The sequence below is a fragment of the Bradyrhizobium sp. 22 genome (assembly GCF_000482425.1).
Taxonomy (GTDB): domain Bacteria; phylum Pseudomonadota; class Alphaproteobacteria; order Rhizobiales; family Xanthobacteraceae; genus Bradyrhizobium; species Bradyrhizobium japonicum_B.
The window spans coordinates 2,133,037-2,155,355 of sequence record NZ_KI519399.1 but is presented as its reverse complement, the minus strand read 5'-3'; the positions used below and the strand labels follow the sequence as shown (position 1 = coordinate 2,155,355).

The 22,319-nt window shown below is 64.8% G+C and carries 24 protein-coding genes; 13 read left to right on the top strand and 11 right to left on the bottom strand.

Annotated elements, in window-relative coordinates; genetic code table 11:
• The coding region (locus K410_RS36755) for a transposase (protein ID WP_155253630.1) at positions 1 to 189 on the top strand (189 nt) is incomplete at its 5' end.
• A gap of 279 nt (positions 190 to 468) precedes the next feature.
• On the opposite strand, the gene K410_RS0111530 is transcribed toward K410_RS36755, so the two are convergent.
• On the bottom strand, positions 469 to 1,287 hold the full coding sequence (locus K410_RS0111530; RefSeq protein ID WP_028134992.1) for an aldo/keto reductase: 819 nt from the start codon (positions 1,285 to 1,287) through the stop codon (positions 469 to 471).
• Positions 1,288 to 1,623: 336 nt separating this feature from the next.
• Here K410_RS0111530 and K410_RS0111525 point away from each other — a divergent pair, with 336 nt between their 5' ends.
• Complete coding sequence (locus tag K410_RS0111525) at positions 1,624 to 2,778, top strand: IS4 family transposase (RefSeq protein WP_028134991.1); 1,155 nt, start codon at positions 1,624 to 1,626, stop codon at positions 2,776 to 2,778.
• Positions 2,779 to 2,833: 55 nt separating this feature from the next.
• On the opposite strand, the gene K410_RS0111520 is transcribed toward K410_RS0111525, so the two are convergent.
• The 4 genes from K410_RS0111520 to K410_RS0111505 all read right to left on the bottom strand — a co-directional run bounded on the left by K410_RS0111520 (position 2,834) and on the right by K410_RS0111505 (position 6,984).
• Positions 2,834 to 4,405 carry an alkaline phosphatase D family protein gene (locus tag K410_RS0111520; RefSeq protein ID WP_028134990.1) on the bottom strand — a complete coding sequence of 524 codons (1,572 nt, stop codon included), beginning with the start codon at positions 4,403 to 4,405 and terminating at the stop codon, positions 2,834 to 2,836.
• A 248-nt stretch (positions 4,406 to 4,653) separates the two neighbouring features.
• On the bottom strand, positions 4,654 to 5,073 hold the full coding sequence (locus K410_RS0111515; protein WP_028134989.1) for a hypothetical protein: 420 nt from the start codon (positions 5,071 to 5,073) through the stop codon (positions 4,654 to 4,656).
• A gap of 109 nt (positions 5,074 to 5,182) precedes the next feature.
• Positions 5,183 to 6,184: an NAD(P)H-dependent flavin oxidoreductase gene (locus K410_RS0111510; protein WP_028134988.1), complete on the bottom strand. Its 1,002-nt coding sequence runs from the start codon at positions 6,182 to 6,184 to the stop codon at positions 5,183 to 5,185.
• Positions 6,185 to 6,246: 62 nt separating this feature from the next.
• On the bottom strand, positions 6,247 to 6,984 hold the full coding sequence (locus K410_RS0111505; protein ID WP_028134987.1) for an SDR family oxidoreductase: 738 nt from the start codon (positions 6,982 to 6,984) through the stop codon (positions 6,247 to 6,249).
• A gap of 163 nt (positions 6,985 to 7,147) precedes the next feature.
• On the opposite strand from K410_RS0111505, the gene K410_RS0111500 reads away from it, so the two are divergent.
• Entirely contained in the window at positions 7,148 to 7,612 is a 465-nt protein-coding gene (locus tag K410_RS0111500; protein WP_028134986.1) for a winged helix-turn-helix transcriptional regulator, read from the top strand.
• A gap of 72 nt (positions 7,613 to 7,684) precedes the next feature.
• Here the strand turns inward: K410_RS0111500 and K410_RS40345 are convergent, their stop codons facing one another.
• On the bottom strand, positions 7,685 to 7,843 hold the full coding sequence (locus K410_RS40345; RefSeq protein WP_196236012.1) for a hypothetical protein: 159 nt from the start codon (positions 7,841 to 7,843) through the stop codon (positions 7,685 to 7,687).
• Positions 7,844 to 7,858: 15 nt separating this feature from the next.
• Positions 7,859 to 8,233 carry a PRC-barrel domain-containing protein gene (locus K410_RS0111490; RefSeq protein ID WP_028134985.1) on the bottom strand — a complete coding sequence of 125 codons (375 nt, stop codon included), beginning with the start codon at positions 8,231 to 8,233 and terminating at the stop codon, positions 7,859 to 7,861.
• A gap of 138 nt (positions 8,234 to 8,371) precedes the next feature.
• Here K410_RS0111490 and K410_RS0111485 point away from each other — a divergent pair, with 138 nt between their 5' ends.
• The 8 genes from K410_RS0111485 (at position 8,372) to K410_RS0111450 (ending at position 13,957) form a co-directional block, all read left to right on the top strand.
• On the top strand, positions 8,372 to 10,159 hold the full coding sequence (locus tag K410_RS0111485; protein WP_028134984.1) for a thiamine pyrophosphate-requiring protein: 1,788 nt from the start codon (positions 8,372 to 8,374) through the stop codon (positions 10,157 to 10,159).
• A gap of 8 nt (positions 10,160 to 10,167) precedes the next feature.
• On the top strand, positions 10,168 to 10,395 hold the full coding sequence (locus K410_RS0111480) for a hypothetical protein (protein ID WP_028134983.1): 228 nt from the start codon (positions 10,168 to 10,170) through the stop codon (positions 10,393 to 10,395).
• An 84-nt stretch (positions 10,396 to 10,479) separates the two neighbouring features.
• Positions 10,480 to 11,034 (top strand): DUF4142 domain-containing protein, encoded by a 555-nt coding sequence (locus tag K410_RS0111475; protein ID WP_028134982.1) that lies wholly within the window; start codon positions 10,480 to 10,482, stop codon positions 11,032 to 11,034.
• A 202-nt stretch (positions 11,035 to 11,236) separates the two neighbouring features.
• On the top strand, positions 11,237 to 12,127 hold the full coding sequence (locus K410_RS0111470; protein WP_196236054.1) for an SDR family oxidoreductase: 891 nt from the start codon (positions 11,237 to 11,239) through the stop codon (positions 12,125 to 12,127).
• An 89-nt stretch (positions 12,128 to 12,216) separates the two neighbouring features.
• Positions 12,217 to 12,795, top strand: coding sequence for a phosphatase PAP2 family protein (locus K410_RS0111465; protein WP_028134980.1), 579 nt, complete (start codon positions 12,217 to 12,219; stop codon positions 12,793 to 12,795).
• Positions 12,792 to 13,139, top strand: coding sequence for a DUF3147 family protein (locus K410_RS0111460; protein ID WP_028134979.1), 348 nt, complete (start codon positions 12,792 to 12,794; stop codon positions 13,137 to 13,139). The genes K410_RS0111465 and K410_RS0111460 overlap by 4 nt, the downstream gene beginning before the upstream one ends.
• Entirely contained in the window at positions 13,139 to 13,624 is a 486-nt protein-coding gene (locus tag K410_RS0111455; protein ID WP_028134978.1) for a DUF3147 family protein, read from the top strand. The genes K410_RS0111460 and K410_RS0111455 overlap by 1 nt, the downstream gene beginning before the upstream one ends.
• Positions 13,625 to 13,702: 78 nt before the next feature.
• Positions 13,703 to 13,957 (top strand): hypothetical protein, encoded by a 255-nt coding sequence (locus K410_RS0111450; RefSeq protein ID WP_028134977.1) that lies wholly within the window; start codon positions 13,703 to 13,705, stop codon positions 13,955 to 13,957.
• 150 nt (positions 13,958 to 14,107) lie between these two features.
• Here the strand turns inward: K410_RS0111450 and K410_RS0111445 are convergent, their stop codons facing one another.
• The 3 genes from K410_RS0111445 to K410_RS0111435 form a co-directional block, all read right to left on the bottom strand.
• Positions 14,108 to 14,314 (bottom strand): hypothetical protein, encoded by a 207-nt coding sequence (locus K410_RS0111445; RefSeq protein ID WP_028134976.1) that lies wholly within the window; start codon positions 14,312 to 14,314, stop codon positions 14,108 to 14,110.
• A gap of 69 nt (positions 14,315 to 14,383) precedes the next feature.
• Entirely contained in the window at positions 14,384 to 14,515 is a 132-nt protein-coding gene (locus K410_RS41265; RefSeq protein ID WP_283805921.1) for a hypothetical protein, read from the bottom strand.
• Positions 14,516 to 14,627: 112 nt separating this feature from the next.
• A complete protein-coding gene (locus K410_RS0111435) occupies positions 14,628 to 14,822 on the bottom strand; it encodes a hypothetical protein (RefSeq protein WP_028134975.1) in 195 nt (64 codons plus the stop codon).
• Positions 14,823 to 14,915: 93 nt separating this feature from the next.
• Here K410_RS0111435 and K410_RS0111430 point away from each other — a divergent pair, with 93 nt between their 5' ends.
• Entirely contained in the window at positions 14,916 to 15,428 is a 513-nt protein-coding gene (locus K410_RS0111430) for a DUF4142 domain-containing protein (protein ID WP_028134974.1), read from the top strand.
• A 13-nt stretch (positions 15,429 to 15,441) separates the two neighbouring features.
• Here K410_RS0111430 and K410_RS40340 read toward each other — a convergent pair whose 3' ends face one another.
• Positions 15,442 to 15,735: a hypothetical protein gene (locus tag K410_RS40340; RefSeq protein WP_028134973.1), complete on the bottom strand. Its 294-nt coding sequence runs from the start codon at positions 15,733 to 15,735 to the stop codon at positions 15,442 to 15,444.
• 280 nt (positions 15,736 to 16,015) lie between these two features.
• Between K410_RS40340 and K410_RS0111420 the strand changes: the two genes are divergently transcribed.
• Complete coding sequence (locus K410_RS0111420; RefSeq protein WP_028134972.1) at positions 16,016 to 22,312, top strand: HAMP domain-containing protein; 6,297 nt, start codon at positions 16,016 to 16,018, stop codon at positions 22,310 to 22,312.
• The last annotated feature ends 7 nt before the right edge of the window (positions 22,313 to 22,319 follow it).

The window sequence follows — 22,319 nt, the reverse complement described above, 5'->3', positions numbered from 1 at the left end:
GCCCGGCTCAAACGCTACAATCTTCTCATCGCGCGACGACGAGCCCAGGTCGAGACCACTTTCGCCACCCTCAAACGCCGCATGCGACTGACCTGCATCCGCTACGTTGGTCTGATGAAGGCAAGCGGGCAGGTCCTACTCGCCTCGATCGCCTTCAACATGAGGCGGTGGGCCACGATCGCGGCCTGAGCCGCCCACCGAGGGCGACAACTACAGACTTGCCGGGCAATTGCCGTGTCCGTGTCCCTCTCTCCTGACGGCCTCAGCCTCAAAGGCCGATAACGCAACAGGCCCCTTGCGGGAGAAGGTGGCGCGAAGCGCCGGATGAGGGGTTGCTTCAGCGCACCCCAACGCGAGAGATTGGCGTGCGGAGAGAACCCCTCACCCGGCTTTGCTTCGCAATGCCACCCTCTCCCACAAGGGGGCCCACAAGGGGAGAGGGTGCAGCGGTACGCTTCGCCGGCTTCGCTAATCCCACGCCGGCGCAAAGCCCGGATTGACGCAGCGCCTGTCCTTCGGCAGTGCGGCGATTTGTGCGCGGTCGGCATCGTCGAGCGTGATCTTCAGCGCATCGAGGTTGGCTTGCTGGCTCTCGCGGCGCGAGGCCTTTGGGATCGCGGCGACGCCGTCCTGGTCGAGCAGCCATTTCAGCGCGACCTGCGCGGCGGTCGCGTTGTGCCTGGTGCCGATCTCGGCCAGCACCGGATCCGTGGCAACCCGCCCCTGCGCCAGCGGACAATACGCGACGAGCGGGATCGACTTCGCTGCGAGATAAGCCAGCACCTTGGATTGATCGAGCATGGCGTGATATTCGACCTGGTTGCAGGCGATCGGCGCCCTGACGTCCTCGACCGCGAGCTTGAGCAGCGCCGTGGTGAAATTGGCGACGCCGATGGCGCGCGTGCGTCCCTCCTCCTTGAGCTTCATCAAGGTCTCGAACACCGCACCCCAATCCGCTGCCTTCGACGGCCAATGCACGAGATAGAGATCGACATGGTCGAGCCTGAGCTTGTTCAGGCTGGCATCGAAGGCGCGCCGGATCGCATCCGGCGTGAGGTTCTCGTGCCAGACCTTGGTGGTAACGTGAAGCTCGCCGCGCGGCAGGCCGGACGCCGCGATGGCTGAGCCGATCGGCTCCTCATTGGCATACATCTCCGCGGTGTCGATGTGGCGATAGCCGATCGACAGCGCGCTCTCGACCGCGGCGCGGCAGGCATCGCCCTGCATGCGAAAAGTGCCGAGGCCGAGCTTGGGCATGCTGATGCCCTGCGTCTTCAGATTGTCCATGAACAGGCTCCTGACGTATCGCATCCCGCCGGACGCGCGGCGAGGCCGCGGGGTACAGACTCTTTGGTGATGGAAAAGAGGTGGTGGGAGTGAGCAGCATAGCCCGGCAAGGGCAGCCCGGCCAATCAAGAGATCGGGTTAGGTGTGATGCCTCTCCATCGTCATGGCCGGGCTTGTCCCGGCCATCCACGCCTTGCTCCGATTACGAAGAACGTGGATGCCCGGGACAAGCCCACGGCTGTCCGGTTTAATTTTCGTAGACAGGGCGCATGGCGTGGATTCTTCTGCGGTCTTGAGCATCGCCAAATGTTCGAGACACGCCAGGAGAGTCCCGCCATGCGCCACCACAATACAGTATTTCACGGCATTCTGAACTTGGTGCCGTGGGGTGTTCTGGATCGGCTTGTGGACAGGTACCAGGCCAACAAGCGGGTGCGGCGGCTCAGCACACAGGATCAGTTTGTTGCGATGCTGTACGCGCAGCTTTCGGACGCCCAGAGCCTGCGGTCGATCGAGGCCTCCTTCGAGAGCCATGCCGCACGGCTCTACCATCTCGGAACCAAAGAGCTGTCGCGCTCGACCTTGGCTGACGCCAACGCCAAGCGGTCCAGCGCGGTGTTTGCCGAACTGTTGGCGGTGCTGATGGGCCGCTGCGAACGTGATCTTGCCGATAAACTGGCCGAAGCGGTGTATCTGGTTGATTCGACCGGCTTTCGGCTGAACTCTCTGAGTTCCGATTGGGCGCGGTTTTGCTCCGGCGTGCATGGGGTCAAGCTGCATATCGTCTACAATCCGGACAGTGAGCGTCCGAGCTTCGCCGAACTGACGCCCGCCAACGTCAACGACATCACCGTCGCCAAGGCTATGCCGATCCGCCCCGGGGCCACTTATATCTTCGACCTCGGCTACTACGACTATGGCTGGTGGGCTGAGCTCGACGCTGCGGGATGCCGCCTGGTGACCCGGCTCAAGGTCAACACGCCCCTGAGCGACACGGTCGAGAACAAGCTGCCTGAAGGCTCCTGCGCACTCTCCGACCGCATAGGTCTGTTGCCCGCGCGGCAAGCAAAGTCCCGCAAAAACCCCTTCAAGGATCCAGTGCGCGAGATCACGGTTCGCACCGAGACCGGCAAGATCCTGCGCATCGTGACCAATGATCTCGATGCCCCGGCCGACGAGATTGCTGAACTCTACAAGAGGCGCTGGCAGATCGAGCTGTTTTTCCGCTGGATCAAGCACACTCTCAAAATCCGTCACTTCTTCGGCACGTCCGAGAATGCCGTGCGGATCCAGATCACCATCGCGCTGATCGCCTTCCTGCTCCTGCGCTCAGCCCACAAAGCACAACAAAGCGTTGAGAACCTGCTTATCTTTACCCGTCTGGTCGCTCAAAATCTCATGCAGCGGCGGCAGATCGATCACCTTCTCGACCCACCGCCCCCAATGATCAGAAACGACCGCCAGATGAGCTTAAGACTATGCCAAAATTAAACCGGACAGCCGTGGGACAAGCCCGGGCATGACGACCGGAGGCGCCGCCCGCCCCTCACGAATGCTGCGCCACCACGGCCGAACGCGCCTGCGGCTGCGGCGCGATGTCGACCGACCAGAGGCTGCGATTATCGACGTCCTTCAAGGTCACGGTCATGACGCCGCTGCGGCCGTCGATGTCGACACGGCCAAAGAATTGCAGGCCGAAACAGGGCGCCAGATTCTCGCCCTGCGCTGCGCTGCAGCCGTTCTGGTACATCGCGACCGGACCAAAGGTGTTATCGAGCGCTGCCGGGCCCCAGGTCCCGGCATGCAGCGGGCCGGAGACGAACTCCCAGAACGGCTCAAACTCCTGGAACTGCGCCCTGCTCGGATCATAATGATGCGCGGCGGTATAGTGCATGTCGGCGGTGAGCCAGACGATGTTGCGCACACCGGCGCGCTTGATGGAGCTGAGCAGGTCGGCGATCTCGTGCTCGCGCCGATCAGGCGGCCCGTCGCCGAGCGCGACGGCGTCCAGGCTGATCAGGCCGATCGGCAGGTCGGCCGCGATCACCTTCCAGGTCGCGCGCGAGGCGGCGAGCTCGCGCTTCAGCCAGGCGAGCTGCTCGGCACCAAGAATCCAGCCGCGCCGGTCACTGCCCTTGTTCCAGCTGTCGTCGCGATAGCTGCGCATGTCGATCATGAAGATGTCGAGCAGCGGGCCGTAGGCGATCTTCCGATAAACCCGGCCCTGCGCGCCGATATCGCGGATCGGCATGAAGTCGAAGAAGGCACGGCGGGCGCGCGCGACCAGGCGCGGGGTGCCGTCATCCTCGAAGCCTGCGTCATCGTAGCTGCCGGTCGGCGACCAGTCGTTGGTGACCTCGTGGTCGTCCCATTGCGCGAACATCGGCACTTCCGCGTGGAAGGCGCGAAAGCTCTCGTCGAGATGGTTGTATTTGTAATTGCCGCGAAACTGCGCCAGCGTGTGCGCGACCTCGGACTTTTCCTCGATCACGAGGTTGCGCCAGATCTCGCCGTTCGGCAGCTTCTGCTCCGACGGGATCGTGCAGTCGGCGTAGATGTGATCGCCGGAATGGATGAAGAAATCGGGACGGTTGTCGAGCATGGTGCGATAACTGCGATAGCCGCCGCGCGCGACGTCGATGCCCCAGCCCTGCCCCGCGACGTCGCCGGACCACACGAACGAGATCGACCGGCCGGCGGCCGGCGCGGTGCGAAAATGGCCGACGCGGCTCTCGCCGCGAAGGCCGGTTGAGATGTCGTCGAAGCGGACGCGGTAGAAAACGTCCTGTCCCGGCGGCAGGTCGTTCAGCAGCAGTTTTGCGGTGAAGTCCGCGTCCGGCAATGCATCGCGCGAGGCCGACGCAAGGACGGTCTTGAAGCTCTCGACGGTCGAGCACTCCACGTTCACTCGCGCGGGACGGTCGGCGCGCGCCCAGACCACAGCGGAGCCGTCGCAGACGTCGCCAGACTGAATCCCGCCGGCGACCTGCGGACGATCAGCGGCGCGGCTGAGATACGGGGTTGCGAGCGTGCCGAGCGAGGCAACCGCCAGGCTTGAAGTCGAACGGACCAGGAATTGCCGCCGGGTCCATGCGCGCGAAGCGCGGAGCACTGCCATTCGGAAACCTTCGTCGAATCGCGACGGAAGGTGCCTGCGCTGCTTGACTCCCGGCTTACGGTTTCTTGACCGCGTGCCGACGATTTTGCGACGAGGAGATGACGGGGCGAGATGCAGCGGCCGCAGCGCCGCTGCCTAGCGCGGAATCGGTTTAGGTTAAATCGACTGCCGCGGGTCGTTCACCTCTTCCGCTTGCGGGGAGAGGGAGCGCACCTGCCTTGGAGCAATCAAATCTGATCCCATCACCCCTAGCGCTTCCAGTTGCAGATGCCGCCGGTGCGGCAGGGCCAGGTCTGGATGCGGGTGTCCATCGCCTGCGCGTCGAGCGGGTTGCCGTGACGATGCACCAGCTTCGCGCGGGCTGCGCCGCGCGGCTGCGCGCTCTTCGCATGCGCGGCCTTCGGCTCTGTCGCACGGACGCGCTCGGCCGCCACCTTCTTCGGCACGTCGACGGGCTCGGCGCGCGCCTGCGCCTCGTTGCCGCCGCGCGCTTCGAGGGCGACCGGCGCGAACTGCGTCTCGGGCCCGAGACGCTTCGGCGACAGCACGGCCTTGGACAGATCGAGGCCGAGATATTCGCCTGGCTTGTAGTCGTCGGCGCGCGCGATGCCGCCCCATGCGATGACGAGGGCAACGGCAATTGCAAAGGAACCGCTTTTCAGGACCACGGACGCCTCCTGAAATTCCATGATGAAAGGAGTAATTTACCCCTATTTAGGAGGCGTCGCGTGGAATTCCAGCGGCCAGGTGCCGCCGTGGTTAAGAAGTTTGGCGGTGTCAGGCGACCTTTCGCGTCGCCCCCGTCCCATCCAGGAAACCCATCAGGCGGCTGCGGATGATCTGTTCCGCCTCAGCCATGATCCGATCGATGAGTTCCTTGCAGGAGGGGATGTCGTGGATCAACCCTGCGACCATGCCGCAACTCCAGGCGCCGGCGTCCATCTGGCCGTCCAGCATGATCTTGGGATAGACGCCCGCCACCTGGTCGTGGATGTCGTCGATCTTCAACTTGTCGCCCTTCTCGCGCTCGATCTCGATAAGGCGGTCGACATTGGCGTTTCTCAGCACGCGCTCGGTGTTGCGCAAGCTGCGCATGATCAGGCGGGTATCGAGCTCGGTGGCCGCGACCAGCGCGTTCTTCACGTTCTGATGCACTGGCGCTTCCTTGGTGGCGATGAAGCGCGTGCCCATGTTCATGCCGGCTGCGCCCAGCGACAATGCCGCGACGAGGCTGCGCCCGTCGGCCATGCCGCCGGAGGCAACGAACGGGATCTTCAATTCCTCCGCCGCGCGCGGCAGCAGGATCATGTTGGGAATGTCGTCCTCGCCGGGATGGCCGCCGCACTCGAAGCCGTCGACGCTGACGGCATCGCAGCCGATGCGCTCGGCCTTCAGCGAGTGGCGGACCGAGGTGCATTTGTGGATGACCTTGATGCCGGTCGCCTTCAGTGCCGGCATGTAGGCTTCCGGACTGCGGCCGGCGGTCTCCACGGCCTTGATGCCGCCTTCGACGATGGCGGCGATGTATTCCGGATAAGGCGGCGCCGCGAAGGTCGGCAGGAAGGTGAGGTTCACCCCGAACGGCTTGTCGGTCATGTCGCGGCAGCGCGCGATCTCCTTGGCGAGCAGCTCCGGCGTCTTCTGGGTGAGCCCGGTGATGATGCCGAGCCCCCCGGCATTGGAGACGGCGGCGGCCAGCTCGGCAAAGCCGACGAAATGCATGCCGCCCTGGATGATGGGATGCTCGATGCCGAACAGCTCGGTGATCGCGGTCTTCACTTGGTTTCTCCTCCCGGAATTCGCCTGTGTTGGGTCAGTCTAGCCGGACTTTTGCGACGCGGTCACCATTTCTCTCCGAAGGGACGGATTTCCATTTCAAAGGTCCAGGCACTCTTCGGCTGCCGGTAGAGCTGCCAATAGGCGTCCGCAACCGAGGACGGCGGCATCAAGAGATCGGGATTATCAAGCGCATCGGGCCCGAGCGCCTCCAGCCGGCGCTGCCGCACCCATTCGGTGTCGACGCCGGAATCGATGATGAGATGGGCGACATGGATGTTCTTCGGGCCGAGCTCGCGCGCCATCGCCTGCGCCACTGCGCGCAGGCCGAACTTAGCACTGGCGAAGGCCGCAAAACCGCTGCCGCCGCGCAATGAGGCGGTGGCGCCGGTGAAGAAGATGTTGCCGCCGCCGCGCGGCAGCATCAGCCGCGCCGCCTCGCGCCCCGCAAGGAAGCCGGAATAGCAGGCCATCTCCCACACCTTCCGAAACACGCGTTCGGTGGTGTCGAGAATCGGGAAATTGACGTTGGCGCCGACATTGAAGATGCAGACCTCGAGCGGCGCATGCTTGTCGGCGTCGTTGAGGAAGGAGATGACCTCTTCCTCCTTGCGCGCGTCGAGCGAGCGCGCATGGATCTCGCCGCCGGCGGCCTCGATGTCCCTCACCAGCGGCGCCAGCTTGTCGCCGTTGCGGCGGCCGGCGAAAACCGTGAAGCCTTCGGCTGCAAATTTCTTGGCGATCTCCGAGCCGATGAAATCGCCGGCCCCGATCACGGCCGCTGTCGCGTTTCGCTTGGGCAAGGTCGCCTCCTCCGGTGCGAGCGGTGTATTTGGCAGCGAGGCTATAGTTCTAAAATAGAACTGTCAAACTAAACAGCCGAATGATAGGCTTTCGTGCAAATAGCCTTGATCATTCAAGTCAGTTCCTTTTTCTGACTGACTGGCCTGCTCCGGAGACGGCATCATGAAATGGGACACGCTGGACGAAGAGCCCTGCTCGCTCTCCCGCACCGTGGCCGTGGTCGGCGACCGCTGGACGCTGCTGATCCTGCGCGAATGCTTCTTGCGCGTGCGCCGCTTCGAGGGCTTTCAATCGTCGCTTCAGATCACGCGGCACCTGCTCTCCGAGCGGCTGAAAAAGCTGGTGCGGTTCGGCATCCTGCGTCGGGTCCCCTATTCCGAGGCGCCGAAGCGCTACGAATACATCCTCACGCAAAAGGGCCTCGACCTCTACCCGATCATCATGGCGATGGTGCATTGGGGCGACACTCACATGGGCGACGAGCGCGGCCGCCCGATGCTGCATCAGCACAAGAGCTGCGGCAAGCTGTTCGATCCCGTCATGGTGTGCTCGGAATGCGGCGAGGCGCTGCACGCCAAACAGGTGCACGTGCATCCGGGGCCGGGGCAGCAGGCAGCGGCGGGGTGAGTTAAGGCACCAGGCCTGCTCGCAAGTCCGCGCCGTGCTCGCCTCAACAGTCTGAGAAAGACGGCACCTGTCTCAGTGCGTCTTGGTCCGATGCCATTTCTCGAGATCGGGCTTCACCTCGTCCGATCCCTGCTCCTTTTCCGGGTTGCCCTTCCAGGGCTTGTCCGTCTGCCTGTGCGAACCCCAATCGGTCTGATCACGGGGATCGTCGGTAGGCCGTTCCTTGCTCATCGGTTGATCCTTCTGCTACGCGAAAGGGACGCCGTAATAGGCATTGATGCCGCGCACGGCAGCGTCATCGCTCCAGTTCCAGTCGGTCTTCTCGCCGTATTTCGGAGCACCTTCCAGATCCTTGGCCGTGATCGCGGTGATGTAGCCGCCCAGTTCGGTGTCGTATTTGAGGGATTGCCAGGGCAACGGATAATGATCATTGCCGAGGCCGAGGAATCCACCGAAACCAAGCACCGCGTAGGAGACCTTGCCGCTGATCTTGTCGATCATCACCCGTTCGATCGAGCCGATCTTGTTCCGATCGGCCCCGAACACCGATGTTCCCTCGACCTTGTCGCTTCCGATCAGCCGGCCCATTTCGTCGCGGTCCAGTTCGCCCTGATTCAGCATCGTCATTTCTCCACTCAGCCATATGTGAATCAATCGCGAGGGGGCGGCGATCGTTCCGAGCGCGTTCCCGGAGCTGGCCAGGAACATCGCAGGAAAGGAGCCGTTCTCTGATCTCCAGACTCAGCCAGGGTTCGCGCGATGTCCCAGACCGTCTCCGATTTCATCGTCCAGCGTCTGCACCAATGGGGCGTGCGCCACATCTTTGGCTATCCCGGCGACGGCATCAATGGCGTGTTCGGCGCGATGAACCGGGCCGAAGGCAAGATCGGCTTCGTCCAGGCGCGGCACGAGGAGATGTCGGCCTTCATGGCGACCGCTTACGCAAAATTCTCGGGGGAACTCGGCGTCTGCATTGCGACCTCGGGACCGGGCGCCTCGCATCTCATCACCGGGCTCTACGATGCGCTGCTCGATCACCAGCCGGTGCTGGCGATCGTCGGCCAGCAGGCCCGCAATGCCCTCGGCGGGCACTACCAGCAGGAGCTCGACCTGCTCTCGATGTTCAAGGACGTCGCCGGCGCCTACGTCATGCAGGCATCCTCGCCTGCACAGGTGCGGCACCTGATCGATCGCGCGGTTCGGATCGCGCTGGCGCGGCGGACCCCCACGGTGATCATCCTGCCCAACGACCTGCAGGAGGAGCCTTACGAAAGCCCGCCTCGCGCCCACGGCACGCTGCATTCCGGCATCGGCTACAGCGCACCCAGCATTACGCCGCGCGAGGCCGATCTCGATCGCGCCGCGGAGGTCCTCAATGCCGGCAGGAAGGTTGCGATGCTGGTCGGCGCCGGCGCGCTGGGCGCCACCGACGAGGTGATCGCCGTCGCCGACCGGCTGTCGGCCGGCTGCGCCAAGGCACTGCTCGGCAAGGCCGCGCTGCCCGACGACCTGCCGTGGGTCACCGGCTCGATCGGCCTGCTCGGCACCGAGCCCAGTTACAACATGATGAGCGAGTGCGACACGCTGCTGATGGTCGGCTCGGCCTTTCCCTATGCCGAGTTCCTGCCGAAGGAAGACGCCGCACGCGGCGTGCAGATCGACATCGACGCCAGCATGCTGTCGATCCGCTTTCCCATGGAGGTCGGTCTCGTCGGCGATGCTGCGGAGACGCTCCGCGCATTGTTGCCGCGACTGAAGCCCAAGAGCGACGGCGCCTGGCGCCAGCGGATCGCAGACGACGTCGCCAAATGGTGGAAGACCCTGGACGGCCGGGCCCATCAGCCCGCGGCGCCGGTCAATCCGCAGCTCGTCGCCTGGGAATTGTCCCCGCGCCTGCCCGAGCGCGCGATCGTCACCAGCGATTCCGGCTCCTGCGCCAATTGGTTCGCGCGCGACCTGAAGATGCGGCGCGGCATGATTGCCTCGCTGTCCGGCGGCCTCGCCTCGATGGGGGCCGCGGTGCCCTATGCGCTCGCCGCAAAGTACGCCCATCCGGATCGGCCGGTGATCGCCCTGGTCGGCGACGGCGCGATGCAGATGAACAACATGGCCGAATTGATCACCGCGGCGAAGTACTGGCGCAGCTGGAAGGATCCGCGCTTCATCGTCTGCGTCTTCAACAACGAGGACCTCAACCAGGTGACCTGGGAGCAGCGTGTCATCAATGGCGATCCCAAATTCGAGGCCTCGCAGCGCATTCCGGACGTGCCCTATTCCCGGTTCGCAGAGATGATCGGCCTGCGCGGCATCTTCGTCGACAGCCCGGAGCAGCTCGGCACGGCCTGGGAGCAGGCACTGGCGAGCGAGATGCCGGTCGTGCTGGAGGTGAAGACCGATCCCGAGGTGCCGCCGCTGCCGCCGCATATCACGCTGCAACAGGCCAAGAACTTCTCCCTCGCCCTGATGAAGGGCGATCCGAACGAAGGCGGGATGATCAAGGGAGCGGCGCGGCAGGTGCTCGAAACCATCATGCCCGGAAAGGAATGAGGTGACCCATGAGCGATTTCCGCGATATCCAGCACGGCGTCAACGACCCCGTCGACGGCCTCGACGTCAAACGACAGATCAACGACAACAAGACGCCGCATGAGAGCGCGCAGCGCCATGCCGACGTGCGTGCCGATGCGATCGCGACGGCGGCCGAGCCGTTCCTGCCGGAGCGACTGCGGCGCAAGCCGACCGACCCCATCAATCCGCGCACCGGGCGCAATCCCGCAGACTAGCGTTAGGAACCTCGGCGCCCTCGGCGTGTTGGTCGGCGCAATGTCGCCGGCAAGCGGTCGCGCGACCTATCGAGGGATTTGACCATGAAACGCACCATCATCGCCCTTGCCTGCGTGCTTCTCGCAGGCCCCGCGCTCGCCCAATCGCTGGGCGAGAAGACCGGCGTCAACTCGGCGCTCGGCGTCGCGCCTTCCACCCCCGACTTCGTCAAGCAGGTCGCGATCAGCGACATGTTCGAGATCGAGTCGAGCAAGCTTGCCCAGCAGAAGGGCAACGCGCAGGAGAAGAGCTTTGCGCAGCAAATGATCACCGATCACACCAAGACCAGCACCGAGCTCAAGGGCCTGGTCGGCGAAAAGAAGATCCAGGCCACGCTTCCGACGCAGCTCGACAGCTCACACCAGAGCAAGCTCGACAAGCTCAAGAGCGCGAACGGCAAGGACTTCAGCTCGGACTACAATTCCTACCAGGTCAGCGCCCATGAAGACGCCGTGTCGCTGTTCGAGCGCTACGCCAAGGGCGGCGACAATTCCGACCTCAAGGATTGGGCCGGCAAGACGCTGCCCGCCCTGAAGCACCATCTCGACATGGCCAAGGAGCTCGGCAAGGCGCCGAGCGTCGGCCAGTCCACCAAGTAACGCATTGCTGAAGGACGCCGGAATTTCCGGCGTCCTTTGCTTAGCAACGTCGACCGTCTCCGCGCATTGAGCCTCGACCATCGCGGAGAGCATCATGTCGAACAACATCAAGACCCCACTGTCCCGCCGCCACGTCATGCACGCCGCGAGCGCAACGCTCGCAGCGGCCTCGCTGGCGTCCACAGCGAAAGGAGAGAGCGCCATGGCCGAGCACGCCTTGATCGATCCGGTCGGCCGCTATCCGAAGCCGCCGTTCAAGAAGCAGTCGCAGCCTTGGCCGGGCCTCGCCGGCCAGATGGAGCCGCGGCCCGACCATGGCGAGACCAGCTACAAGGGTTCCGGCCGGCTCGCCGGCCGCAAAGCCCTGATCACCGGCGGCGATTCCGGCATGGGCCGCGCCGCCGCGATTGCCTATGCCCGCGAAGGCGCCGATGTCGCCACCAACTATCTGCCGGCGGAAGAACCCGACGCACGGGAGGTGATCGCATTGATCAAGAAGGAAGGACGCATCGGACTTGCAATTCCCGGCGATCTCACGGACGAAGCCTTCTGCAACAGGCTGGTCGAGCAGACGGTGCAAGGCCTCGGCGGCCTCGACATCATCGTCAATAACGCAGCGCGGCAGCAGGCCCGCGCCTCCATCCTGGACGTTTCGTCGGAGGATTTCGACGCCACCATGAAGACCAACATCTACGCGCCGTTCTGGATCACCAAGGCGGCGCTCCGGCATCTCAAGCCCGGAGCCTGCATCATCGGCACGACCTCCGAGCAGGCGTACGATCCCTCGCCGGATCTGTATGACTACGCGCAGACCAAGGCGGCGACGATGAACTACGTGAAGTCGCTGGCCAAGCAGCTCGCCTCCAAGGGCATCCGGGTCAACGGCGTCGCGCCGGGACCGATCTGGACGCCGCTCCAGGTTTCCGGCGGGGCTACGATGGAGAAGCTCGAAAAATTCGGCGGCATGACACCGCTCGGGCGCCCCGGCCAACCGGTCGAGCTGGCCTCGATCTACGTCCAGCTTGCCGCCGCCGACGCCAGCTATGCGACCGGCCAGGTCTACGGCGCTGCGGGTGGATCAGGCCAGCCTTAGCGAGCCGGGAACGAACGCTGGAATCCAGGAACCATCCTTGTCTCTCCGTTTTACAAAACTGTCATGGAGGAAGTATCGCCGGTTGACCGATGGCGCTCGTAACAGTCAGACCCACCCGGATCGATAAGGCGATCGCGAACGAGATCGCGGACCATACCAACGCAGGGCTCGAGCACGCCGCCCAGATCTTGACCTGGGGTGCCGACGAGCACGTGCTCGTCGCGCTGGCCGCTGCGGGGTGGCTCTACACACGATTGAGGCAACCGCAGCAGCGTCCGATCGCGGACCACGTTCTGTGGGTCTCGCTGGCAAGCGCCGTGTTGCCGCATCTTCTGAAATCCGTGTTCGATCAGACCCGACCGGATCGGCTGACCGTCAGCGGCCACCGGCATGGCGTGCCCTTCTCGGGACGATCCGGCGACGCGTTCCCGTCCGGTCACGCCATGCATATGGGCGCTCTCGCCTCGGCGGCGGGCCTGTTGCCGCCTGTCCGGCGTCGGCTGGCGCGCGGCCTCGCCGTGGCGTTTTCGTTGACCCGCGTTGCGCTGCTCGCGCACTGGGCCAGCGACGTGGTGGCAGGCTTCACGCTCGGCGTCGTCGTCGAGCGAGCGTTCAGGCCGTTCACGCTGGCGAAGCGGCCGCCTCGAGCCTCGTGGACACCGCCATGACCGAATATCTCGTGCGCTTCATCGCCGGCGGTCTGATCGTCTCCGCTTTCGCGATCCTGGGCGACATGCTGCGACCGAAAACTTTTGCCGGGCTGCTCGGCGCGGCTCCGTCGGTCGCGCTGGCCACGCTCAGCATTGCCGTCGTCCAGCACGGCCCGCAATACGCCGCCGCCGAGAGCTGGACGATGATCTACGGCGCGATCGCACTTGCCTGTTACAGCATCGCCGTTTGCCATCTCCTGATGAGGTTTCGTCTCGGCGCGTTGCCGGCGACCATCGCCGCTTTTGCGGTGTGGCTCGTGGTCGCCTTCAGCCTGCTCGCGGGCTTCGGAGGTGCGGCCTGATGCTGGTCAAGCTGTCTTCATCGGCGCTGAAGCAGACGCGGTGGTACGAATATGGCGTTCGCTTTCTGCTCGGCGGGCTGGCGACGGTCCTCACCGGGGTCGTGAGCTCGCGTTTCGGCGTCTCCGTCGGCGGGCTCTTCCTCGCGCTTCCCGCCGTCTTCTGCGCCAGCGCCACGCTGATCGAGAGCCATGAGCGCCGCGCCAAGAAAAAGGCCGGACTCAGCGGAGACAGGCGCGGTCAGCAGGCCGCGGCGCTCGATGCGGCAGGTGCCGGCCTCGGAAGCATCGGTCTTGCAGCGTTCGCCGCGGTCTTCTACGCCGTGGTGTCGACGACCGCGATCGGCGCATTCGCCGCCGCCATTCTGGCATGGGCGGCGGTGTCGGTCTCGGCGTGGTGGTTGAGGCGAAAGCTTCGCATCACCTCCCGCGCCGCGCCGGCCGAGCGGATCGCGCCTTCAACGAGGCGCCGCGGTATCCTCCCCTAGCGGCGGTCTTCCATGGAACCCGCACCAAGCTGGCTCGTTGAGTAACCTACTCAACCTACTCAATTTGTGTGATGGCCCATGAACGAGCTTCGTGCTGAGCGCCTTCAGGTCATGCTCTCGCCGGAAGAATTGACCGCCCTTGACGATTTCCGGTTCAAGCACCGCATGCCGACGCGCGCGGCAGCGGTCCGCGAGCTTCTCAGGTTCGGACTGGCCGCCGCGGGCGTTGAGGCGGGGGCCGGTGTGAAGTCGAGCAGCTTCGGCGTGTTCGGCCGGGGACCGGACGGGCATACCCACGGAGATCCCGAGGGCGGTACCGGGACCGAGCCGTAGAGGCCGGCCACAAGCAAACGGCCCCGGCACGGTGGGTGCCAGGGCCGTCCTTGGAGATTGCTTCCGGCGCACCGGGGGCATGCCAACCGGAAGCAACCTGTCGACTCCATGCGCGGGGATTCGTTCCCGGCGCGAAGGCTGGAGCTCGGTCTAGCCGCTCGGTGCGCCGCCGGAATCATCCGGCGTCATGCCGGAGCCCGGCGTCTTGCTGTTGTCGTTCAACTTCGGATCGCGCGTCGCTTCCCGCGAGGGGGAGCCTTTCGGATCCGCCTTTTGCACGGACTGTGCACGCTGTTTGTCGCGGGGCTGCTCCTCAGCGCGCTCGTCCTTGACGATGCCGTGGTCGGAATGGGCCATGATGTGCCTTCGTCTCTCATGATGTCTCGAAGCGCTTACGCACCGCGGGGCCGAATGTTCCGGCGGGCGCTAGCTGCGCGTCGCATGGACCGCGGCCGATGCATTCTCGATATGCACCTGGCGCACCGTTGTCACCGTCGCGAACGCGACCGAGACGCCGAAGGCGAGGACGAGCGAAAGTAGAGCCAGACGTGGAGCCATCGCAAAACCTCCTTCTGGAATGAAGACCAACGCGATTGACTATTCCCAATCGTGCCGGATGGGCCGCTCGCATTCCGTGCGCAATCTCACATGGGATTTACCAAGCGGAGAATCACGCATCGGGTTGTTGCGGGAAGCGAGCGGCAACGGGCGGAACCTCGCCATCCAGCCAATCCTGCTCGTGGGCCAGCGCCGTCCAGGCGTCCGCCATGCGCGAATAGCGCTTGTGAGCAGGTTGTCCTTCGGCGCGCTCGGCAAGCTGAAGACAATTGTCGGCGTTATCTCTGAAGATGTCAGACTGTTTCATGGGAAAGACGTGGGGACGGAACTCCCGGGCCGCAATCCCCTTACCGCATCGTAACGTTTGGGGAACTTCGTCCGCCATCCGCGATTGATATCGATGCGAGTTCTCGTCGCCATCATGATGGCATTCATCAGCACCATTGCGCTTGCCGACAGCACCGCTGAACGCAAGCCGCTCGACCGCCCGCCGAGCGCCACCGACGTCATCACCGGCCTCTACAATTTCAGCCGCTTCCAGCAAGGTCTGCTGGAGAGCACGGATTTGAAGGGCAACGCCGAGGTCAAGAACCTCGCCGCCCTGCGCGCCGAGGAAGCGGCCAAACGCGACAGGGCGCTGAAGCAGATTCAGGAGACGATCGGCACCGAGCCCCGCGTCGGCAAGACGGAGTCCGTCGCCGCCAGCCTGATCGAGCCCGAAAGCTCGGACGGACCAACTTACGTCCGCAGCTTCTACGCCTCGCAGATTCCCGAATATGAATCGGCCATCACGCTGCTCGAAAGCTATCTGAAGGCGCCTGACAACGCCGCGCTCGCGGCCTTCGCGCGCGAGCAGCTTCCGTCACTGCGCGCGCAGGTCAAGGATGCCGAGCGGACCATGGCGGACAAGTAGCCGCCTTACTTCCTTATTTGTTGTTCGGATGATGCTGCTGGCTCTCCGGCCGCACGGTGCGGTTGCTTTCCGGCATCTTGTCACGGCCCGCATCGCCATTGTCGTCCTTGCCACCAGAGGATGAGGTCCCGCTTCCGCTGGGATTGGAGCGGCTCGCCGCCCCCGTGGTTGGTGAATCCGCCTTTGGGTTGGCTGAGCTGGCGGCCGGATCTCCGGTGACCGCCCCGCGGCCGCTGGGGGCGCCGCCCTGGCCCAAGGCCGCTCCGGAAAGCAACATGACGATCAGCGCGGCAAGTCCTGCTTTCATGTCCATTCTCCCTCTCTGCGCGGGCTAACCGCGAGGCGCGGCGCTCCGTTCCGAAGGAGGCGCCGGGGACCGGTGGGACGGCAGGCCGCCGGTGTCGTTTGTTTTCAAGCCCGTGTGGAACCAATTCAGCGGATTGCGGTTATTAGCATCGGGCTGAGCAAGACAGGTTCCATTTCCTCGCGCCGCAACCTTGGCGCTTGATTTCGAATTTGGCTGACGCTCTATTTTGACCAATCGCGTCTTGCCGCGGATTCGGCCGACGCCTGCGGGGGAAAATTGTATGAGCGACCTCGATCCCGGAACTGCATCACGCTCCGGTCGTCGCGTCCCAAAGCCAAAAACCAACGGTACGTCTGATCCGGATTCCCGGGCCGAATTGCTGCAGGCCCTGCAGGCCATGCGCAGCGGCGATTTCTCGGTGCGCATGAGCGGCGACTACCTCGGCATCGACGGCAAGATCGCCGACACTTTTAACGAGATCATCGCCGCCAACCAGCGCATGGCGCAGCAGCTCGAGCTGGTCGGCCAAGTGGTCGGCCGCGAAGGCAAGACTCGGCAGCGCGTGAAATTCGGCCTCGCCTCGGGCTCCTGGGCCGACATGGAAGGGTCCGTCAACACGTTGATCGACGATTTGCTGTGGCCGACGCGCGAGGTGACGCGCGCGGTCGCTGCCGTCGCGCAAGGAGACCTGCTCCAGACCGTCAAGCTCGACGTCGACGGCCGTCCGCTCCGCGGCGAGTTCCTGCAATCGGCGACCATCGTCAACACCATGATCAAGCAGCTCGGCGTGTTCACCTCCGAGGTGACGCGCGTGGCGCGCGAAGTCGGCACCGAAGGCAAGCTCGGCGGCCAGGCCCAGGTGCCGGAGGTGACCGGCGTCTGGAAGGACCTCACCGAGAGCGTCAATTCGATGGCGAACAACCTGACCAACCAGGTTCGCAACATCGCCGAGGTGACGATCGCGGTCGCCAACGGCGACCTCTCCAAGAAGATCACGGTCGACGTCCGCGGCGAGATCCTGCAGCTCAAGGAAGCCATCAACACGATGGTGGACCAGCTCCGCTCGTTCGCCTCCGAAGTGACGCGCGTGGCGCGCGAGGTCGGCACCGACGGCAAGCTCGGCGGCCAGGCCATCGTGCCCGGCGTCGCAGGCACCTGGAAGGATCTGACCGATTCCGTCAACGCGATGTGCGGCAATTTGACCGCGCAGGTGCGCAACATCGCCAACGTCACCACCGCCGTGGCGCGCGGCGACCTGTCGCGCAAGATCACGGTGGACGTGCGGGGCGAGATCCTGGAGCTGAAGGACACCATCAACACCATGGTGGACCAGCTCAACTCGTTCGCTTCGGAAGTGACGCGCGTGGCGCGCGAGGTCGGCACCGAGGGCAAGCTCGGCGGCCAGGCCCAGGTGCCAGGCGTCGCCGGCACCTGGAAGGACCTCACCGACAACGTCAACTTCATGGCCTCGAACCTGACCGCGCAGGTCCGCAACATCGCCGACGTCGCAACTGCCATCGCGAGCGGCGACCTCTCGAAGAAGATCACGGTGAACGTCTCGGGCGAGATCCTTCAGCTGAAGGAGACGCTCAACACCATGGTGGACCAGCTCAACGCCTTCGCCGGCGAAGTGACGCGCGTGGCGCGCGAGGTCGGCACCGAAGGGAGGCTCGGCGGACAGGCCAACGTGCTCGGCGTCGCCGGCACCTGGAAGGACCTCACCGAGAGCGTCAACTCGATGGCCTCGAACCTGACCGCGCAGGTCCGCAACATCGCCGAGGTGACCACGGCGGTTGCCGGCGGCGACTTGTCCAAGAAGATCACAGTGGACGTTCGCGGCGAGATCCTGGAGCTGAAGGACACCATCAACACAATGGTGGACCAGCTCAACGCCTTCGCCGGCGAAGTGACGCGCGTGGCGCGCGAGGTCGGCACCGAAGGCAAGCTCGGCGGTCAGGCGGTGGTGCGCGGCGTCGGCGGTACCTGGAAAGATCTCACCGACAGCGTCAACTCGATGGCTTCGAACCTGACCGGCCAGGTCCGCAACATCGCCGAGGTCGCGACCGCGGTCGCCAAGGGCGATTTGTCGAAGAAGATCACGGTGAACGTGTCGGGCGAAATCCTTCAGCTGAAGGAAACCCTGAACACGATGGTCGACCAGCTCAACGCCTTCGCCGGCGAAGTGACGCGCGTCGCCCGCGAGGTCGGCACCGACGGCAAGCTCGGCGGTCAGGCCGGCGTGCCCGGCGTCGCCGGCACCTGGAAAGACTTGACCGATTCCGTGAACTCGATGGCGGGCAACCTTACCGCCCAGGTCCGCAACATCGCAGAAGTCGCGACCGCGATCGCCGGCGGCGACCTGTCGCGCAAGATCACGGTGGACGTGCGCGGCGAGATCCTTCAGCTCAAGGACACGCTGAACACGATGGTCGACCAGCTCAACCGCTTCGCCGGCGAGGTGACGCGCGTGGCGCGCGAGGTCGGCACCGAAGGCCGCCTCGGTGGTCAGGCCAACGTGCCCGGCGTCGCCGGCACCTGGAAGGATCTCACCGACAGCGTCAACTCGATGGCGGGCAACCTCACCGCCCAGGTCCGCAACATCGCCGAGGTGACCACCGCCGTGGCGCGCGGCGACTTGTCGCGCAAGATCACCGTCGACGTGAAGGGCGAGATCCTCGAGCTGAAGAACACCATCAACACCATGGTGGACCAGCTCAACGGCTTTGCAGGCGAAGTGACGCGCGTGGCGCGCGAGGTCGGCACCGAAGGCAAGCTCGGCGGCCAGGCCGAGGTGCCCGGCGTCGCCGGCACCTGGAAGGACCTCACCGACAACGTCAACTTCATGGCCTCGAACCTCACCGCCCAGGTCCGCAACATCGCCGAGGTCGCGACCGCGATCGCCGGCGGCGACCTGTCGAAGAAGATCACGGTGGATGTGCGCGGCGAGATCCTGCTGCTCAAGGACACCTTGAACACGATGGTCGAGCAGCTCCGCTCCTTCGCCGCCGAAGTGACGCGCGTCGCGCGCGAGGTCGGCACCGAGGGCCGGCTCGGCGGCCAGGCCGTCGTGCCCGGCGTCGGCGGCACCTGGAAGGACCTCACCGACAACGTCAACCTGCTGGCGGCGAACCTCACCACCCAGGTTCGCAACATCGCCGAGGTGACCACGGCGGTCGCGCGCGGCGACCTCTCGCGCAAGATCACCGTCGATGTGAAGGGCGAAATCCTCGAGCTGAAGAACACCATCAACACCATGGTGGACCAGCTCAACGCCTTCGCCGGCGAAGTCACGCGCGTCGCCCGCGAAGTCGGCACCGAGGGCAAGCTCGGCGGCCAGGCCCAGGTCCCCGGCGTCGCCGGCACCTGGAAGGACCTCACCGACACCGTGAACCTGATGGCTGCGAACCTGACCGAGCAGGTGCGCGGCATCGTCAAGGTGGTGACCGCGGTCGCCAACGGCGACCTCAAGCAGAACCTGACCATGAAGTCACGCGGCGAGGTCGCCGCCCTCGCCGACACCATCAACAACATGACCGAGACGCTCGCCACCTTCGCCGACCAGGTGACGTCGGTGGCGCGCGAGGTCGGCGTCGAAGGCCGCCTCGGCGGCCAGGCCAACGTGCCCGGTGCCGCCGGCACCTGGAAGGACCTCACCGGCAACGTCAACCTGCTCGCCGCCAACCTCACCTCGCAGGTGCGCGCGATCGCAGAAGTGGCGACCGCCGTGACCAAGGGCGATCTGACGCGGTCGATCCAGGTCGACGCCCGCGGCGAGGTCGCCGAGCTGAAAGACAACATCAACACGATGATCACGAATCTCCGTCTCACGACGGACGTGAACACCGAGCAGGACTGGCTGAAGACCAACCTGGCGAAATTCACCAACATGCTTCAGGGCCAGCGCGATCTCGCCACCGTCGGCCGGCTGCTGCTCACCGAATTGTCGCCGCTGGTGAACGCCCATACCGGCGTGATCTACCAGGTGGAGAGCGAGGACAATCCGCAGCTCCTGCTGCTGGCCTCCTATGCCAGCGACGGCATCTATCCGTATCAGCGCGTGCTGCAATTCGGCGACGGCCTGATCGGCCAGTGCGCGCTCGACAAGCGGCCGCGCGTGGTCGCCGACATTCCCTCCGACGTGGTGCCGATCAACTCGGCGCTGTTCCGCGTCGCGCCGAAGAACCTCGTCGTGCTGCCGGTGCTGTTCGAGGGCCAGGTCAAGGCCGTGATCGAGCTCGCCTCGCTCGTCTCCTTCACGACCTCGCAGATGACGTTCCTGGAGCAACTCACCGACTCCATCGGCATCGTGCTCAATTCGATCGAGGCGACGATGCAGACCGAGGGCCTGCTCAAGCAGTCGCAGCAGCTCGCCGGCGAGTTGCAGACCCAGCAGCGCGAATTGCAGCAGACCAACGACCAGCTCGAGCAGAAGGCGCAGCAGCTCGCCGAGCGCAACGTCGAGGTCGAACGCAAGAACCAGGAGATCGAGCAGGCCCGCCGGGCGCTCGAGGAGAAGGCGACCGAGCTTGCGCTGACCTCGAAGTACAAGTCCGAGTTCCTCGCCAATATGAGCCACGAGCTGCGCACGCCGCTGAACTCGATCCTTATTCTCGGCCAGCAGCTCACCGACAATCCGGACGGCAACCTCTCGGCCAAGCAGGTCGAATTCGCCCGCACCATCCACGGCGCCGGCACCGACCTGCTCAATCTCATCAGCGACATTCTGGATCTGTCCAAGATCGAATCCGGCACGGTGACGGTCGACGCCGAGGAGATCCTGACCGCGAACCTGCTCGAGACTGTCGGGCGGCCGTTCCGGCACGAGGCAGACAACCGCAACCTGTCGTTCAAGATCGACGTCGATCCGAACCTGCCGCGCAGCATCGTCACCGACTCCAAGCGCTTGCAACAGGTGCTGAAGAACCTGCTCTCCAACGCCTTCAAGTTTACCGCCGAGGGCGAGGTGCGCCTGAAGGTCACCGGCGCCATCGGCGGCTGGGGAACGGATCACCCGGTGCTGAACTCGGCACCGGCCGTGATCGCGTTCGAAGTGTCCGATACCGGCATCGGCATTCCCCTGGAGAAGCAGAAGCTGATCTTCGAGGCGTTCCAGCAGGCCGACGCCGGCACCAGCCGCAAATACGGCGGCACCGGCCTCGGACTTGCGATCAGCCGCGAACTCGCGAGCCTGCTCGGCGGCGAGATCCATCTGCGCAGCTCGCCGGGCAAGGGATCCTCGTTCACGCTCTATCTGCCGCTCAAATATTCCGGCCCGACGCTGGCGCCGCGCGCGGCGCCAGCGCCGCAGCAACACAGCCAGCCGCCGGCGCTACAGACGGCCGCACCCGACCAGCCGCGCGTCATCGAGCAGCTTCCCGACGACCGGCTCAACATCGAGCCCGGTGACACCATTCTCCTGATCGTCGAGGACGATCCGCACTACGCCCGCGTGCTGGTCGATCTGGCCCGCGACAAGGGCTTCAAGGTGCTTGTCGCCGCCCGCGGCGCGGAGGCGCTCGAGCTCGCCAAGCAATACCAGCCGAGAGCCGTCTCGCTCGACGTGTTCCTGCCCGACATGCTCGGCTGGACCGTGCTGAGCCAGCTCAAGCACAATCCGCTGACCCGCCACATCCCCGTGCAGATCATCACGCTGGACGAGGACCGCCAACACGCGTTGGCGCGTGGCGCGTTCTCCTTCGTCAACAAGCCGACGACGCCCGAGGGCGTTTCCGCGGCGCTGGCCCAGATCAAGGAATATGCCCGTCCGCGGCGCAAGCGGCTGTTGATCGTCGAGGACAACGAGGCCGAGCAGCTCTCGATCCGCGAGCTGCTGCATCACGACGACATCGAGATCGTCACGACGGACACCGGCGCCGGTGCGCTCTCGACGCTGCGCGAGACGCCCTGCGACTGCGTGGTGCTTGACCTCCGCCTGCCCGACATGAGCGGCTTCGAAGTGCTCGACGAGATCCGCAACGACGAGACGCTGTCGAACGTTCCGGTCGTCGTTTTCACCGGCCGTGAGCTTTCGGCCGAGGAGGACGCGGAACTCCACACCATGGCGCGCAGCATCGTGGTCAAGGGCGTGGAATCGCCGGAACGGCTTCTCGACGAGACCGCACTGTTCCTGCACCGCGTGATCACCGAACTTCCGATCGAGAAGCAGCGCATGCTGGAAAAGCTGAACAGTTCCGACGAGGACCTGATCGGCAAGACCGCCCTGCTCGTCGACGACGACGCCCGCAACATCTTCGCGCTGTCGAGCGTGCTGGAACGGCGCGGCATGAAGGTGCTGACGGCCACCACCGGCAGCGAGGCGGTGACGCTGGTCGAATCCAATCCGGAAATCGCGATCGTGCTGATGGACATCATGATGCCGCAGATGGATGGCTATCAGACCATCGGCGTCATTCGCGAAAATCCGGCTTTCGCCCGCCTTCCGATCATCGCGCTGACCGCCAAGGCGATGAAGGGTGACCGCGAAAAATGCCTCGAGGCCGGCGCGTCCGACTACCTCGCCAAACCCGTCAACACCGATCAATTGCTGCTTGCGATCCGCATGTGGCTGCACCGCTGAGTTGGAT